This window comes from Nocardia sp. CA-135398, from assembly GCF_050955845.1.
Classification (GTDB): domain Bacteria; phylum Actinomycetota; class Actinomycetes; order Mycobacteriales; family Mycobacteriaceae; genus Nocardia.
Map to the genome: position 1 here is coordinate 5330880 of NZ_CP192084.1, position 16306 is coordinate 5347185.

11 protein-coding genes are annotated in these 16306 nt (G+C 66.1%); 9 read left to right on the top strand and 2 right to left on the bottom strand.

Annotated elements, in window-relative coordinates; all coding sequences use genetic code 11:
* Positions 1 to 51: 51 nt before the first annotated feature.
* The 4 genes from ACQP1T_RS23140 to ACQP1T_RS23155 all read left to right on the top strand — a co-directional run bounded on the left by ACQP1T_RS23140 (position 52) and on the right by ACQP1T_RS23155 (position 5475).
* Positions 52 to 687, top strand: coding sequence for a TetR family transcriptional regulator (locus tag ACQP1T_RS23140; protein WP_433755121.1), 636 nt, complete (start codon positions 52 to 54; stop codon positions 685 to 687).
* Entirely contained in the window at positions 687 to 1619 is a 933-nt protein-coding gene (locus tag ACQP1T_RS23145) for an ABC transporter ATP-binding protein (RefSeq protein ID WP_433755122.1), read from the top strand. The genes ACQP1T_RS23140 and ACQP1T_RS23145 overlap by 1 nt, the downstream gene beginning before the upstream one ends.
* A complete protein-coding gene (locus ACQP1T_RS23150) occupies positions 1616 to 3244 on the top strand; it encodes an ABC transporter permease (protein ID WP_433755123.1) in 1629 nt (542 codons plus the stop codon). The genes ACQP1T_RS23145 and ACQP1T_RS23150 overlap by 4 nt, the downstream gene beginning before the upstream one ends.
* 308 nt (positions 3245 to 3552) lie before the next feature.
* Positions 3553 to 5475 (top strand): VWA domain-containing protein, encoded by a 1923-nt coding sequence (locus tag ACQP1T_RS23155; protein WP_433755124.1) that lies wholly within the window; start codon positions 3553 to 3555, stop codon positions 5473 to 5475.
* A gap of 27 nt (positions 5476 to 5502) precedes the next feature.
* Here the strand turns inward: ACQP1T_RS23155 and ACQP1T_RS23160 are convergent, their stop codons facing one another.
* A complete protein-coding gene (locus ACQP1T_RS23160; protein WP_433762326.1) occupies positions 5503 to 6357 on the bottom strand; it encodes a TIGR03619 family F420-dependent LLM class oxidoreductase in 855 nt (284 codons plus the stop codon).
* Between the two features lie 147 nt (positions 6358 to 6504).
* On the opposite strand from ACQP1T_RS23160, the gene ACQP1T_RS23165 reads away from it, so the two are divergent.
* The 5 genes from ACQP1T_RS23165 (at position 6505) to ACQP1T_RS23185 (ending at position 15151) form a co-directional block, all read left to right on the top strand.
* Positions 6505 to 8049: a threonine/serine ThrE exporter family protein gene (locus ACQP1T_RS23165; RefSeq protein ID WP_433755125.1), complete on the top strand. Its 1545-nt coding sequence runs from the start codon at positions 6505 to 6507 to the stop codon at positions 8047 to 8049.
* A 95-nt stretch (positions 8050 to 8144) separates the two neighbouring features.
* Entirely contained in the window at positions 8145 to 8807 is a 663-nt protein-coding gene (locus ACQP1T_RS23170; protein WP_433755127.1) for a heme oxygenase (biliverdin-producing), read from the top strand.
* Between the two features lie 154 nt (positions 8808 to 8961).
* Entirely contained in the window at positions 8962 to 10629 is a 1668-nt protein-coding gene (locus tag ACQP1T_RS23175) for a fatty acyl-AMP ligase (protein WP_433755128.1), read from the top strand.
* A 14-nt stretch (positions 10630 to 10643) separates the two neighbouring features.
* Entirely contained in the window at positions 10644 to 10910 is a 267-nt protein-coding gene (locus ACQP1T_RS23180; RefSeq protein WP_433755129.1) for an acyl carrier protein, read from the top strand.
* Entirely contained in the window at positions 10907 to 15151 is a 4245-nt protein-coding gene (locus ACQP1T_RS23185) for a type I polyketide synthase (RefSeq protein ID WP_433755130.1), read from the top strand. The genes ACQP1T_RS23180 and ACQP1T_RS23185 overlap by 4 nt, the downstream gene beginning before the upstream one ends.
* Here ACQP1T_RS23185 and ACQP1T_RS23190 read toward each other — a convergent pair.
* A complete protein-coding gene (locus tag ACQP1T_RS23190; protein ID WP_433755131.1) occupies positions 15095 to 16276 on the bottom strand; it encodes a hypothetical protein in 1182 nt (393 codons plus the stop codon). The two genes, ACQP1T_RS23185 and ACQP1T_RS23190, sit on opposite strands and share 57 nt — an antisense overlap.
* Positions 16277 to 16306 lie beyond the last annotated feature (30 nt).

Here is a 16306-nt window from a genome sequence, read left to right on the forward strand (position 1 = left end):
GTTCAACCAGAGAGCCGTATCGCAAGGACCCGCCAAGCTAGGAGACGACGCGTGACGCCGACCCCGAATTCGGATCTCAACACCGCAGCCCGCATTCGCGATATCGCGATCGAGGTGTTCGGTGACAACGGATTCCAGGTCGGAGTGCGCGCGATCGCCGCAGCGGCCGGTGTATCCCCCGGACTGGTCAACCATCACTTCGGCTCCAAGGACGGCCTGCGCGCCGCCTGCGACGAGCGGGTGCTCGAGTTGATCCGGGACCAGAAATGGAAGGCCGCCACCGAGACGAACGTCGCGAAAAGCATGCTCGACGCGATGTCCGAGATCGAGGCATACGGCCCGCTGGTCGCCTACATGGTGCGCAGCCTGCAGGCGGGCGGGCCGTTGGCCCAGTCACTGCTCGAGCACATGATCTCGGATGCCGAAGAGTACATCCAGGCAGGCGTCGAGGCGGGCACCATCAAGCCGAGCCGTGATCCGGCCGCGCGGGCCAGATATCTGACGACTGTCAATGTCGGCGCGACCGTTCTGTACTTCACCCTGCTGGAAAACCGCGGCGAAAAGCTCGACTACCGCAAGCTCGTTCGGAGCTTGACCGAGGATTTCATGCTGCCCGCCGCGGAGCTCTATACCCAGGGATTCCTGACCGACCCAACGATCTTGGACACCCTTACCAAGGAGACCTGATGTCCGACATCATCGAAGTTCGCGATCTGCACAAGAACTTCGGCCACTTCGCCGCCCTCAGTGGGCTGGATCTCGCGGTCAGCGAGGGCGAAATCCACGGCTTCCTCGGCCCGAACGGCGCGGGTAAGTCGACCACCATCCGCATCCTGCTCGGCATCCTGCGGGCCAGCTCCGGCGAGGTCCGCCTGCTCGGGCGCGATCCGTGGACCGATGCGGTCGAGCTGCACCGCGAAATCGCTTATGTACCAGGCGATGTCACGCTATGGCCGTCGTTATCGGGCGGGGAAACCATCGACCTACTTGCCAGAATGCGCGGGGACGTCAATACGCAGCGCCGTGCCGAATTGATCGAGCGGTTCGATCTGGATCCGCGCAAGAAGGCCCGCACCTACTCCAAGGGCAACCGGCAGAAGGTCGCCCTGATCTCCGCGCTCGCTTCAGATGTGCGCCTGCTACTGCTCGATGAACCGACCTCGGGCCTGGATCCGTTGATGGAACAGGTTTTTCGCGAATGCGTCGAGGAGGCAAATCAGCGCGGCACCACGGTTCTGCTGTCGAGTCACATCCTGTCCGAGGTGGAGGTGCTGTGTGACCGAGTGACCATTATCCGAGCCGGACGTACCGTGGAGAGCGGATCGCTGTCGGATATGCGGCACCTGTCGCGGACCTCCATCACCGCCGAATTGCTCGGCGACCCAGGCGATCTCAGCCGGATCCCGGGGGTCGAGGACATCGAACTCGACGGGTCGACCCTGCGCTGCCAGGTGGAGGGTGAACATCTCGGCGAGCTGATCCGGGTCCTCGGCGATACCGGTGTGCGCAGCCTCACCAGTGCGCCACCGACGCTGGAGGAGCTGTTCATGCGGCATTACCACGTCGATGGGGCGGCGTCCGAGCAGGCGAGGGCGACCATGGAGAAGGTGGGATCATGACGACCGTAACCGCAGGCGGTAGGCATTACGCTGCGCGCGGGTCGGCCGACTTCGCCGGTACCGCCCAATTACTGAGACTGTTCCTGCGTCGCGACCGAATCGTATTGCCACTCTGGGTTTTCGCTTTCGGACTGCTGCCCGCCTTCTATGTCAGCAGCGCCAAGGCCGTTTACACCACACAGGCCGACCTCGATCACGCGGCGAGGTCGGTGATGGAAAGCCCCGCGCTCGTTGCCATGTACGGGCCGGTCTTCAGCACCGATCTCGGCTCGGTCGGACTGTGGAAGGCCGGACCGTTCTATGCGATGATCGCGATCGCGACGATCCTCACCGTCATCCGGCACACCCGGGTCGAGGAGGAGTCCGGTCGCGCGGAGTTGGTCGGGGCCACCAGCATCGGCCGCTATGCCGGGCTGACCGCCGCCATGATCATGACGGCGACCGGCTGTCTGATCGTCGCCATCCTGAGTGCGCTCGCGCTGTACGGCAGTGACCTGCCCGCCGCCGGTTCGCTGGCCTATGGCGCGACCCTCGGCGGCTCCGGTCTCGCCTGGGCCGGTGTCGCCGCCGTCGCGGCACAGGTGAGCGTGGGTGCGCGGGTGGCGCGCGGGGTGGCATTCGGCGCACTCGGTACCGCCTTCGCGCTGCGCGCGGTGGGCGATGCCGGAAACGGTGTGCTGACGTGGTTTTCACCGCTCGGCTGGTGTATCAATATGCGGCCGTACGCCGATGAGCGCTGGTGGGTGCTGATTCCGCTGCTCATCGTCGCCATTGCGACCACTGCTGCCGCATATATGCTTCTGCGGCAACGTGATACGGGCTCGGGCCTGCTCGCCGAGCGCCCCGGCGCGCCGGTCGCGGCCGCCACACTCGCGGGTCCATCGGGACTGGCTTGGCGGCTGCAACGCGGCTCGCTGCTGGCCTGGTCCATCGGTTTCCTGCTCTACGGCTCGTTGATGGGCGGCGCAATCAACAGCGTCGGCGATATGCTCGACAACAGCAAGCAGGTCCGCGATGTGATCAACCGGATGGGCGGCACCGACGTGCTGCAGAATTCGTTCATCACCTTCGCGCTCGGCATGCTGGCCATCGCGGCGTCGGCCTACTCCATCTCCGCGGTCCTGCGGCTGCACGAGGAGGAGTCCAGCCAGCGCGCCGAGGCCACGCTGGCCGGTTCGGTGAGCCGAGAACGCTACGCGCTCAGCCATATCGGTATCGCGCTGCTCGGACCGGTGGTGCTGTTGTTCCTCGCGGGATCGGCGGTCGGAGTCATCTACGGCATCTCCGACGGCGATCTGGCGGGCAAGCTGGGCGACTGCCTCGGCGCCGCGGCGGTGCAACTGCCCGCGGTGTGGGTGCTCACCGCGATCACGGTGGCGATCTACGGGCTCGCGCCCCGCTACACGCCGGCCGCCTGGGGCGTGCTGAGCACGATGATCATCATCTTCGTCATCGGCGCACTCGACGGACTCCCGCAGTGGGTCCGCGACCTGGTTCCCTTCGCGCATCCGCCGAAGCTGCCCGGCTCATCCTTCGAGGCCACGCCGATCCTGTGGCTGCTCGGGATCGTGGTGGTACTGCTCGGGGCCGGGATCGTGGGCTTTCGTCGCCGCGATCTGCGCTGAGATTCTGAAACCAGCGCCCCGCAACGAGTTTCACCGCTCGTTGCGGGGCGCTTTTCGATATCCTCGGTCTCCGAGCGGCCGCCATGCGGTGCGAGTCCGCACCGGGTCGGTCCGGTGCGGTCGAGATGCCCAGCGTCTTACCGAACAAGGCCGACGCCCGAGACCGTCGCGATAGACGATCGGGTCACGCGCCGTGGGTGAAGTGCAGCGCAGTCCAGCCTGCCAGTGCCCCTTTCACCAATGGGAACACCCCCCAGCTGTGGGTAACGTCTGCTCCGTTACCAAAGCGAAATAAGCAGACGAGGCATATGTCGAGGATGACCCGAAGCTTCACCCGACTCACCGCGGCCGCTGCTGCGGGCTTGATCGGACTGGCCGTGGCGGCGTTGCCCGCACAGGCACAGCAGAGTCCGGACAATCCGCAGTATGCGCCGACCATGCTCATTCTGGACGCATCCGGCTCCATGCAGCGCCCCGATCCGGCGGGCACCATGATGGATGCGGCCAAGAATGCCGTGCGAAACTTCGTCGACTCGGCGCCCGCGGAATCCAAAGTGGGACTGACCGTTTACGGCACGAACACGGGAAATACCGAGGCGGAGAAGGCATCCGGCTGCCGTGACGTCCGGGTACTGCACAAACCCGAAACCCTGGACCGGAACGCGTTGACCAGCGCGGTCGATGGAATCAAGGCCAGTGGCTGGACGCCGATGGGCACCGCATTGCGCCAGGCTGCCGAGACCCTGCCGAAATCGGGACCGCGCTCGATCGTCCTGGTCTCCGACGGCGACGACACCTGCTCCCCGCCCGAACCGTGTGAGGTCGCCCGCGAATTGAAAAAGCAGGGGCTCGATCTCATCGTGCACACCATCGGATTCGCCGTCGACGCCAAGGCCCGCGCCCAGCTGACCTGCATGGCGCAGGCCACCGGCGGTACCTACAGCGATGCCGCCGACGGTCCCGCACTCGAACGTACGCTGCCGCGCATATCGTCGGCCGCCCTGCGCAATTACCAGGCCGTCGGCATACCGATCACCGGCGCACCCACCTACGGCGCGGCGCCGGTCGCCGCCCCGGGCCAGTATCTGGACACCATCGGACAGCGGGAAAAGCGGTATTGGGCCGTCGATGTCCCGGCGGGTGCGACGGCGTATTTCAGTGGCACCCTTTCCTTTCCGCGACTGCGTGATATCTCCCCGACCGATGATCTGAACACGCTGCAGATGCGGATCTTCGGTGCGGACGGCGAGGACTGCAATGTCTTCGAATCCGAACTCTCCACCAAATCCAGCGACGGCGCCGCACTCACGGTGGCCAAGGCCTTCGACGGTGCGACCAAGGAACGCAAGGGCAACAGCGGCTCCGATAAATGCAAAGGTGGCGGCCGCTACTACTTCCAATTGACCTGGGAGAAGGTATCCGCCGGTGTGCCGGAACGACTTCCGGTCGAACTGATGGTCGGTATCGAACCTGCGGTGACCGGCGCCGGTCCGGTTGCCGTCGCACCGCCGACGACCTTCGTCGAACCCAGCGGTGGGGGTACACCCGTATCCGGCGGGTCATCGTTCACCGTGGCCGGCGCGCTGTCGGGCAGCGGTCGCTACACCGATACGCTGCAGCCGGGTGAATTCGTGTTCTATCGCGTCAGATTGGACTGGGGTCAGGGCCTGGCGTATCGAGTTCGGTTCGGGGCCAACGGCGGTCGCGGACTCGACAATCTCTCCAATATCCGGACCAGCCTCTACAGTCCGATCCGCGAAGAGATCGATTCCGACTTCTCGGCCTATACCGGCACCGAGGGTGTACTTCCGGCGAATAAGGCGATAGCCACCGTGCCGATTCGGTACAACAACCGCAAGGCCGACCAGTTGGAGTCACGGCGGGAGGCGGTGGCCGGTTGGTACTACATCGCCGTCAAACTCGGGTCGACCTTCGAACAGGGCGAAAACCGCCCGGTGTCGGTGCAATTGGATCTCACCGTCACCGATACCAAGGAGAGCGGTCCGACGTACGCGAGCAGCATCGGCGATGGCGTCTTCGGCGAGAATTCCACCGGGGTGAAGACGCCGACGAGCCGCACGCCCGGTGCGGCGCCCGCGGTGGCGGAATCGAGGGCGTCCGAATCGGATTCGTCGATCGGCTTGATCGCGATCGCTGTGATCGGTGTTGCGATCATCGGCGTGGCCGGTGTGCTGATCGGATTACTGTTGGCACGCAGGCGACGCGGCTAGCGGAAAGCCCGCTGACACCCCTCGGTGTCAGCGGGCAGCTTCGAGACCCAGCTTCCCGGCCAGGCGGGTGAGATAGGCGCGCACGTCATCGGCATCGCGATCCGGCAGGCCGAAAACCGCCTCGGTGACACCCGATTCGGCCCATTGCGCTAGCTGCGCCGCATCGTGACGTCCGGCCAGTGCGATGATCTCCGGGCTGCCCTCGCGCTCGTGTTCGCGCCAAACCCGATGCAGCAGTTCGATCTTCGCCCCGAGGCCGTCCTCGGTGGGAGTGGTAAGCCAGCCGTTGGCGTTCTTGGCCAGCCAGGTGAACGACTGCTCGGTCCCGGCCGCACCGAGAATCACCGGAATCCGTTTCTGCACCGGCTTGGGCCAGGACCAACTCGGCCCGAAATTCACGAATTGCCCCGCGAAGCTGGCCTCCTCTTCCGACCACAACGCGCGCATGGCATCCAGATGTTCGCGCAATACCGTCCTGCGCTTATTCGCGGGCACTCCGTGGTGCGCCATTTCGTCGGTATTCCAACCGAAACCGACGCCGAGGCTGACCCGGCCGCCGGACAGATGATCCAGCGAGGCGAGGGTCTTGGCCAGGGTGATCGGATGGTGTTCGGCGGGCAGGGCGACCGCGGTGGACAGTGTGATCCGGCTGGTGACCGCCGCCGCCGTGGCCAGCGCGACCCACGGGTCAAGCGTGCGCAGATATCGGTCGTCGGGCAGGCTCGCATCCCCGGTGCGCGGATGCGCCGCCGCCCGAACCACCGGGATATGGGTGTGCTCGGGCACGTAGAAGGCGTCGAATCCGGCTTGTTCGGCGGCCGCGGCCGCATCGGCGGGCGTAATGCCCCGGTCACTGGTGAACAACACAATTCCGTACCGCACCGTGCACGCTCCCATCTGCGAATTAGAACAAGTTCTATCACTTATGGCGGCTTCGACCAAGTGTCCGGACAACCGTCCAGCCCTCGAGACGGTCCCTCGGACCACCACAGATGCGAACCCGGGCCTCGGTTGACTACGGTCGCGCTCATGGGTCCGGACACATTTCCAGGAGGAGACGACACCGCCCCGGGCGATCAAGCTGCCAGGCGGCCGCGATTGCGCTTCCTGCGAGCGCCCCGCGTTCCGGTCGTCAAACAGGCGGTCGACATGTTGGTCGCCGACCGTCCGGCCACCGCCGACCACATCGTCGCCGCGCCGACGCCGCTGCAGCCGATCGATCTCACCGACGACGCCCGCGTCGCCGAGGTGCTCGATCTGGCCGTGCGGGTGGGCGAGGTGGTGCTCGCCTCCGGTACGGGGGTCAACGACACGATGAGCCAGGTGCGCTTCATCGCCGCCACCTACGGTCTGGCCCGCTGCGATATCGACGTCACCTATGACGCGATCAGGATCTGGGCCGACCGCGGTCCGCTGCTCCCGCCCGCCAGCACCATGCGGGTGGTCAAATATCGCTCACTTGACCTCACCCGCCTCGCCGCGGTCGACCGGCTCACCCGCCGCATCCGCCATGAGGTCGTCCCACCCGTGGACGCGCGCGCCCGCCTGGACGCGATCACCTCCGCGCCGCATCCGTACCACCGCTGGGTCGCCACCTTCGGCTGGTCGCTGCTCGCCGCATCGATCGCGGCGCTGCTCGGCGGCGGCTGGCTGGTCGCCGCGGTCAGCTTCGGCACCACCCTGGCCATCGACCGCGTCAATCGCGTGCTGAATCGCTACGGTCTGCCGTTCTTCTTCCAGCATGTGGTGGGCGGCGCGGTCGCGGCGACACCGGCGCTGCTGCTGGCCACTCTGGCGGCAACGCTGCATATCGATGTCGACCCGACACTGGTCATCGCCGCCGGAATCACCGTGCTGCTCAGTGGGTTGCAGCTGGTCGGCGCGGTGCAGGACGCGATAACCGGCGCGCCGATCACCGCGACCGCCCGCATGCTCGAGGTCATGATGATGACCGGCGGCATTATCGCCGGCATCGCGATGGCACTGCGGATCGGCGATATCCTCGGCGCCACGATCCCACCGGTCTATCTGACCTCGAGCCGCGATATCACCGATCTGCCGATCAAGATCGCGGCCGGTGCGGTGGCCGCGCTGGCGTTCGCACTCGCCTGCTACGCCGAACGCCGCGCGCTCGCCGCGGCCGCGTTCGGCGGTGCGGCGGGCACGATCTGTTTTCTGCTCGTACAGCATCTGGGCTTCGGTCCGGTGATCTCCTCCGCGGTCGCCGCGACGCTGGTCGGTCTGGCCGGTGGTCTGATGGCGCGCCGAGCGCTGACTCCCCCGCTGGTCGTCGCGCTCGCGGGCATCACCCCGCTGCTGCCCGGTCTGAAGGTATATCGCGGGCTCTATGCCCTGCTCAACGACGAACTGTTGATCGGAGGCAACCAGGTGCTCGCCGCGGTCGGCGTCGGCTGTGCGCTGGCCGCGGGCGTCACCCTCGGCGAGTGGTTCGACCGCACCGTGCGCAGGCCGCGGATACTGAGCCGATTCGGTTCGATCCGCCGGCCGGTCATCGTGCACCGACGCCGATTGCCGCGCCACCCGCATCGTCGCGAATCCGGCCGTCGATCATGATGCACAGATAGCTACCAGGAGCAGCCGGTATGGTTATACGGATTGGTCAGGGTGCCCGAAGCCCACCCCGTCGGCATCAGTGAGGTGGTTCGGAAATGTCGGATACCGTCCCGTTCTCCACGGCAATCCGCACCGCCACCGCACGGCAGCACGAAGAGGCGGAGAACTCCTCGTTCATCAGTGACATGCTCGGCGGCGAACTCGGTATCGACTCCTACCACCGCTACACCGCCCAACTCTGGTTCATCTATCGCGCCTTGGAAGACCGCTGGGATGCCCTGGCCGACGATCCGATCGCGGGTCCGTTCATCCGTCCCGAACTGGCCAGGACCGCGGAGCTGGAATGCGACCTCGCCCACCTCATCGGACCCGACTGGCGCGATGCCCTGCAAGCGCTGCCCGCCACGGCCGCCTACGCCGCGCGCATCGACGAATGCGCCCGCGAGTGGCCCGCCGGGTACATCGCGCACCACTACACCCGCTATCTCGGCGACCTCTCCGGCGGCCAGGTCATCCGGGGCACCGCCGAGAAGTTGTGGAACCTCCCGCATCGCGGCGACGGTGTGCGCTTCTACGTCTTCGACGCGCTCGGCAATCCGGCGGCGTTCAAACGCGAATACCGCGGGCTGCTCGACCGATTGCGCCTCGACGACCTCGAACGCCGCCGGGTGCTCGACGAGGGGCAGCGGGCCTTCGCGCTGAATTCCGTGGTATTCGCCGAACTCGCCGCCGAATTCCCGGCACGGCGCCCGAGCTGAGTTTTTCGGGCGCCACACTGCTGTGGGCACCCGAGGGTGAGAATTGCTCACCCTCGGGTTTGCTGGGCGATCCCTGAGGTTCCTGTTCTCCGGGCCGCGAACACCGGAAAGTTATCCGTGTTCCCGCTCCCGATCCCCTGGAGGAATCCCAGCTATGCAGCCGACCTACGTCCATCACGTCCGGCGGCAGATCTGCGAATACGGGGACACCCGGTCCTACACCTACCTGCGCGAAGCCGGACGCGAGCTGGTCGAGGAGGTCGTCACCTACCGCGAACTCGATCGCGGTGCCAGGGCGGTGGCCGCTTGGTTGGCGACACGTCCGGAAGCCGCGCAGCCGGTCGTGCTGCTCTATCAGGACGGCATGGCCTTTCTACGGGCTTTTCTCGGTTGTCTGTACGCCGGTGTCGTGGCCGTGCCCGCGCCGCTGCCGCACTACGAGCGCAGCGCGGAGCGGGTTCGCGGCATAATCGCGGACTCCGGTGCCCAGCTGGTGCTCACCAGCGCCGATGTGGAACCGCTCGTCGCGGCGTCCATCACCGCGACCGTCGTCGCCACCGACGATCCGCTCGGCGATCCCGACGCCTGGCGTATGCCCGACATCGATTCCGGAACGATCGCCTTCCTGCAGTACACATCGGGTTCGACGGGCACGCCGAAGGGTGTCGTCGTGACGCACGGCAACCTCGTGCACAACGAGGCCGCCATCATGGCGATCGGACTGGATGATTCGACGACCGCCGTCAGCTGGATCCCCCAGTTTCACGATATGGGGCTGATCGGCGTGCTGCTCGCGGTGGTGTACGGCGGCGGGAATCTCGTATTCATGGCGCCGACGACCTTCCTGAAGCGTCCGGTCCGCTGGCTGCAGACCATCGACAAATACCGCGCAACCATCACTGCCGCACCGAATTTCGCGTATGACCTGGTCGTCCGGCGGGTGACCGACGAGCAATTGGCCGACCTCGATCTCAGCACCCTGACGATGGCGATGTGCGGAGCGGAGCCGGTCCGCGAACAGACCATGACGGCGATGGTCGAGCGGTTCGCGCCAGCCGGTCTGCGGCCAACGGCATTGCTGCCCGCGTACGGCCTTGCCGAAGTGACGTTGCTGGCCAGCGTCGGAGCGGTCGACGCGGCACCGGTCTACCTGGACTTCGAAAACGGCGCCCGGATCGTCGGCTGCGGTTCGCCCGCCCGCGGTCTCGATATCCGCATCGTCGACCCGGACACGCGAGAGCAGTTGCCGGACAACACGGTCGGTGAAATCTGGATCCGCGGTGACAGTGTCGCCGCGGGCTATTGGAACCGTCCGGCCGAAACCGTGGAGACCTTCGACGCCCATATCGGCACCGAGGGACCATTCCTGCGCACCGGTGACCTCGGTCTGCTGCGCGACAACGAGTTGTTCGTCACGGGTCGCCGCAAGGACCTGCTGATCATCAACGGCCGCAATGTCTATCCCCAGGATGTCGAAGAACTGGTGCAAGAGCTGCATCCCGCGCTCACCGACAGTGTCGGTGTGGCCGTCGCCGTGGACGCGGGCGGGCGAGAGCGAATGGTCGTGGTGCAGGGCGTGCAGCCCGCACGGCTCGGTGCGGCGACGCTGGCCGAGCTGATCTCGTCGATCAAGATCGCCGTCGCCCGCGGCTTCGATGTGCCCGCACCGAATGTCGTGCTGGTAGAGCGCCGAGCGGTGCATCGCACCACCAGCGGCAAGGTGCAGCGCGGCTCGATGCGCGAGGCCTTCCTCCAGAACCGCATAGAGGGCGTACTGCACGAGGACCTCGAACCGGCACTGAGCCGAGCACTGACCGTCTGAATCAGGAGTCGAATTTGTTCACCACCACAGCAACCCGCCCGAGGACCATCGAGTACTGGCTCGTGGCCCGCGTCGCCGACTACACCAACCGTGCCCCGCACGAGGTGGATCCGACAACCCCGCTCGCCGAACTCGGCATGGACTCCGTATCGGCCGTGAGCCTGTGCGGTGAAATCGAGGACCGGTGGCCGCTCGATCTCGACCCGACCATGGTCTTCGACTACCCCACCATCGCCGATATCGCCGACTACCTGACCGCCGAACTCGCCGAAGCCGCATGACCGATATCGCCATCGTCGGCCTCGACTGCCGATTCCCGCATGCCCCCGATCCGGCCGCACTGTGGCGGTTACTGCTCGACGGACGAGATGCGATCTCGGAGGTGCCCGCGAACCGCTGGCACGCCGACGACTTCCACGATCCAGCCGGTGCGCCCGGCACCATCAATACCCGCAGCGGCGGTTTCCTCGACGACGCGGACGCGTTCGACCACGAATTCTTCGGCATCGCACCGCGTGAGGCCGAGGCGATGGATCCGCAACAGCGCCTGCTGCTGCAGGCGACCTGGCGCGCCTTCGAGGACGCCACGCTCGATCCGCGCGCACAGAACGGTTCGCGCACTGGCGTTTTCGTCGGTGTGATGGCCAACGAGTGGGCGAATCTGCAGATGAGCGATTACGCCGCGATCACGCCGCAGCACGGCTCGGGCAACGGCTATTTCATGACCGCGAATCGGCTGTCCTATCAGCTCGATCTGCGCGGTCCCAGTATGGCGGTCGACACCGCCTGTTCGTCATCGCTTGTCTCGGTCCATCTCGCCTGTGCCGCACTGGCTTCCGGCGAATGCGATCAGGCGGTCGCCGGTGGCGTGAACCTCGTGCTGACCCCGGCCGTCGGTGTGTTCTATACCCAGGCGGGCTTGTCCGCGCCCGATGCCCGCTGCAAACCGTTCAGCGGCAACGCCGATGGCATCGTGCGCGGTGAGGGTGTCGCCGTGCTCGTGCTGCGGCGTCTGGCCGATGCGGTGGCCGAAGGTCTGCCGGTCTACGCCGTGATCAAGGGCAGTGCGGTCAACTCCGATGGCCGCAGCAACGGCATCACCGCGCCGAACCGGTGGGCACAGCAGCAGGTCATCGCCGAGGCGTATCAGCGAGCTGGAGTACGGCCGCAGGACGTGGACTTCATCGAAGCGCACGGCACCGGAACGATTCTCGGTGACATGATCGAGGTCAAGGCGCTCGGCGCACTGCACGGGTCGAACCGCGCGGAGCCCTGCGGCATCGGCTCGATCAAGGGCAATCTCGGCCATACCGAGGGTGCCGCGGGCGTCGCCGGACTGATCAAGGTCGCGCTCGGTCTGCACCACGGTGTGGTCGCGCCGACGAGATTCGCCGAGCAGGAAAACCCTCGACTGCGGATGACTCAGCACGGTCTGCGCCTGGTCGCGGAACCGATGCCACTGCATGGACCGGCGCTCGGCGGCGTCAGCAGCTTCGGGATCGGCGGCACGAATGCGCACATCGTGCTGGCCAGCGCACCCGCGCAGGCGGCTCCGGCGGCGTCCGGTGTCGGCGTGCTCACGCTGTCGTCGAATGACCAGGACGGGTTGCGGCGCAACGCACTTCGTCTAGCCGACGCATTGGCGACGGTACCGGAGGACCGATTCGCGCAACTGTGCTGGACAAGCAACCAGGTCAAATCTTCCGGTCGCACTCGACTCGCGATCGTCGCGGCCGATCGTGCCGAGGCTGTCGCACGCCTGCGGGGCGAGCCGGAAGTCGGTGTGGCACAAGCGGTCCGCACCGGTTGGATGTTCACCGGTCAGGGCTCGCAATTCGCTGGCATGGCAAGGGCATTGGAGGCGGCGAACCCCTCGTTCCAGCATGCCCTGTGGGCGGTCGACGATTGCATGATCGAATACCTGGATCGATCGGTGCGCGACCTGCTGCTCGATGCGAGCACCGATATCGACCGCACCGAACTGGCCCAACCCGCCATTTTCGCGATGGAATACGCACTCGCCCGGTCACTCGCCGACACGGGTGTGCGGCCCGCATGGCTCATCGGGCACAGCATCGGCGAATTCGCTGCCGCGGCCGTCGCGGGAGTTTTCGACCTCGACGACGCCTGTCGGCTGGTGGTCGCGCGCGGTCGGCTGATGCAGCGGTTGCCCGAGGGCGGCGCGATGCTCGCCGTGCGCGCCGACGAGGACGCGGTCGCCGATCTTATCGCGGACGAACCCATGGTCTCGATAGCCGCCGTCAACGCGGGCGCGGAACTCGTGCTTTCCGGTCCAACCACAGCACTCGACCAGATCCGGGTCACGCTCGAGGCGCGCGGGGTGACTACCAAGGCGCTCAACGTGTCCCATGCGTTCCACAGTCCACTGATGGAACCGATGCTGGCCGAATTCGAGGCCGTCGCCCGCAGTTGCAGGTACCGGGCACCGAGCCTGCCCATCTATTCGACCGTGCACGGCCGCCTGCTCGATGAGTCCGAGACGATGGATGCCACGTACTGGACCGAACACATCAGTGCCACAGTACGTTTTGCCGACGCCGTCGAGACCGCGCTCGGCACCCAACCCAGCCATCTCATCGAGATCGGTCCGCGCCGGATCCTCACCGCACTGGTCAGCCGGATACGGCCCGAGATGACACCGCGCTGCCTGGTACCGAGCCCGGGACCGGGAGCGACCGGCACCGAATTCGCGCAAACCCTTGCCGCGCTGTACCGCGACGGTTTCACCCCCGATTGGGATCAGCTCTACCGACCGGCGCAACGAGTCCGTCGCCGCCTACCCACCTACGAATTCTCGACCGCACACCGATTCTGGCTCGAACCGCGCACCCACACAACGACTTCCACACCCCCCGAGGCAACAACCACTATGGATCAATTGATCGCACTCTTCCGCGAGCAGGCCGCCGTATTGGCCAGTGTCGCAACGGCATCCACCGAGATCCGGACGCCGCTGCCGGATATCGAGCGGACGGCCGTCGCCCCGGAGGCGGTCGCTGGCATGGTTCGCGCGGAGATGGCCAGGGTCAGCGGCTTCCCGGCCGACCGACTGCGGGACGACCAGACGATCACCGATGGCCTGGGACTCGATTCGATCATGCTCACCGACCTGTTCGGCGGACTCGTCCGCAAACTTCCCGGACTGAGGATCGATCCGAGTTGGTTCACGGCGGCGACGACACTGGGTGATGTCATCGGCTATGTCGCGGCTCAGGTCACCGGTGCGCCCGCGCCCGAACCCGAAGGCGTCGCCGTGACACCGGAGTATCGGATCTCCGAATTCGCCGAGGTGCGGGCCATCGCCGATCGGCTCTCCGGCGCCGAGGCGCTCGGGCTGTCGAATCCGTACTTCCTGGTCAACGACGGCGTCACCCGGGACACCTCGGTGATCGACGGCGCGCCGGTGCTCAACTTCTCCAGCTACAACTACCTGGGCCTGTCCGGTCATCCGGCGGTCGTGGCGGCGGTGCAGGATTCGGTCGCCCGCTACGGCAGTTCGTGTTCGGCCAGCCGTGTGCTCTCCGGTGAGAAGCCGGTGCACCGCGAACTGGAGGCCGAACTCGCCGGTCTGCTCGGCACCGAGGATGCGATGGCACTCGTCGGCGGGCATTCGACGAATGTCACGATCATCGGCCATATCGTCGGCCCAGAGGATCTGGTGATCCACGACAGCCTGGCGCACGACAGCATCCTGCAGGGCTGCAAACTGTCCGGCGCGACGCGGCGGCCGTTCCCGCACAACGACCATGCGGCACTCGACCGGCTGCTGACCGAGATCCGGCACCAGTACCGCCGCGTGCTGATCCTCATCGAGGGCGTATACAGCCAGGACGGCGACATTCCGGATCTGCCCGCGATCATCGAGGTCAAGCGCAAGCATCAGGCGCTGCTGATGATCGATGAGGCGCACAGCATCGGTGTGCTCGGCGCCGGCGGTGGCGGGATCGGCGAATATTTCGGCGTCGATCGCGACGATGTCGAATTATGGTCCGGCACCATGTCGAAGGCACTGGCCGGGTGCGGCGGCTATGTAGCGGGCAGTGCCGAATTGATCCGCTTCCTCAAATACACCACGCCGGGATTCGTCTACAGCGTCGGCATGACCCCGATGAATGCGGCCGCCTCGGCGGCGGCGATCCGCCAACTGCGTGCCGACCGCACACCGCTGGATCGGCTGCGGCGCAACGCAGAGCTGTTCCTGCGCCTGGCCCGCGACGCCGGTATCGACACCGGCGACAGTGCGGACACCTCGATCATCCCGTGCATCATCGGCGACTCGATGCGGACGCTGACACTGTCGAACGCGCTGCTGCGCCGCGGCATCAATGTCAACCCGATTCTCTACCCTGCGGTCCCGGAAAACCTTGCCCGCCTGCGCTTCTTCGTTACGGCGTGTCACACCGAGGACCAGATTCGCGACACGGTAAAGGTTCTCGCCGAGGAGTCAGCCCTGCTTCGGTCGGCTGGCCGAGCCGAACTCACTACCGATTTCGGCGAATAACACCGGGGCATCGGCACCGAAGGTGACCGCGGCGGTATGCAGCGCATCTATCGCCGCGGTCAACGCGTCCGGATCCATCGCGTGCTCGATGACGCTCAATGCGAAGTGGGGGCGATGCACCGGACCGATATCGAAGGGATTCGTCTGGGAACGCCTCGACGCGCCGAAAGTCGCGACAAGCTGCCGCGAGCTGTCCTCGGCAGGTCCGAACTCCTCCGCGTCCAGCCGCGCGAAGGCGGTTGCCATGTCATGGAACGGCGCGGGTAGCGGTCGCCCTTCGCTCAATGCCGTCAATGCCGCTGCCACCCAGGGCCTTTCGGCGATGCCAGCCAATTCGCAGGCCTTGACCGCGCACCGTCGAGCCAGCTGCCGCAGGGTCGGCTCATCCATGGCGGCGATCGCCTCGGCGAGCGGGCGGTCGAAGCGGGCCAGCTCCGCGGCCGTAAAGTGTTCGCGCAGTTCCGGTATCGGTTCGCCACCCCATTCCGTGCGCGCGATCTCAGCCTCCAGGTCAGTGGCCCGGACGCGTTGGGAACCGGTGGAGTCCATGAGGACAACCCAGTCCTCGTCCACGAAATCCGCCGCCGTGGTTCCTTCAGATATCGGCACATTTTCCGGAATGCCGTATCCGGGCATATCCCACTGCCGGTGCGGCAGGAGATCACCACCGTCGTCGGGCCACAACCGGATCCGCCAGATATCACCGGGCGTCGTGGTCCCCGGCCATCCGTAGCTCACGAACCCACGGCCGCTGACTTCGATCAGATACTCGCCGGGCGCAACCGGACACGCGTCGGCCCAGTAGCCCGGCGGTGACGAAATACTCAGCGCTCCATCGGAATCCACGCCGAGCCGAGCCTCGCAGACCTGCTGCCAGTCATCGCGATCGTTCGGCGGCCTACCATCCCACACCTGCACCGTGATCGACATCTCGAAGTTGTTCTGATGCGGGCTCAGCACGAGCAGTGCGGTACCGTCGCCCGCGCACGGACGCTGCGCGAATGCCTGATCGAGGAGGTCGAGTTCGGCATCCGGATCACCGAAACCGCCGTCTATGCAGAACTGGCCGTAGTCCATCATCAGTTCGACCGTTTGCTCGACAATTCGGTTCGCCCCGTTCGTCATTCGGTCATCCTGACATGGCGGAGCCGATCC

Excerpts from the sequence above, each read along its gene's own strand:
- ACQP1T_RS23145 (WP_433755122.1), top strand. The coding sequence starts at position 687 with ATGTCCGACATCATCGAAGTTCGCGATCTGCACAAGAACTTCGGCCAC.
- ACQP1T_RS23150 (WP_433755123.1), top strand. The coding sequence starts at position 1,616 with ATGACGACCGTAACCGCAGGCGGTAGGCATTACGCTGCGCGCGGGTCG.
- ACQP1T_RS23155 (WP_433755124.1), top strand. The coding sequence starts at position 3,553 with ATGTCGAGGATGACCCGAAGCTTCACCCGACTCACCGCGGCCGCTGCT.
- ACQP1T_RS23165 (WP_433755125.1), top strand. The coding sequence starts at position 6,505 with ATGGGTCCGGACACATTTCCAGGAGGAGACGACACCGCCCCGGGCGAT.
- ACQP1T_RS23170 (WP_433755127.1), top strand. The coding sequence starts at position 8,145 with ATGTCGGATACCGTCCCGTTCTCCACGGCAATCCGCACCGCCACCGCA.
- ACQP1T_RS23175 (WP_433755128.1), top strand. The coding sequence starts at position 8,962 with ATGCAGCCGACCTACGTCCATCACGTCCGGCGGCAGATCTGCGAATAC.
- ACQP1T_RS23185 (WP_433755130.1), top strand. The coding sequence starts at position 10,907 with ATGACCGATATCGCCATCGTCGGCCTCGACTGCCGATTCCCGCATGCC.
- ACQP1T_RS23190 (WP_433755131.1), bottom strand. The coding sequence starts at position 16,276 with ATGACGAACGGGGCGAACCGAATTGTCGAGCAAACGGTCGAACTGATG.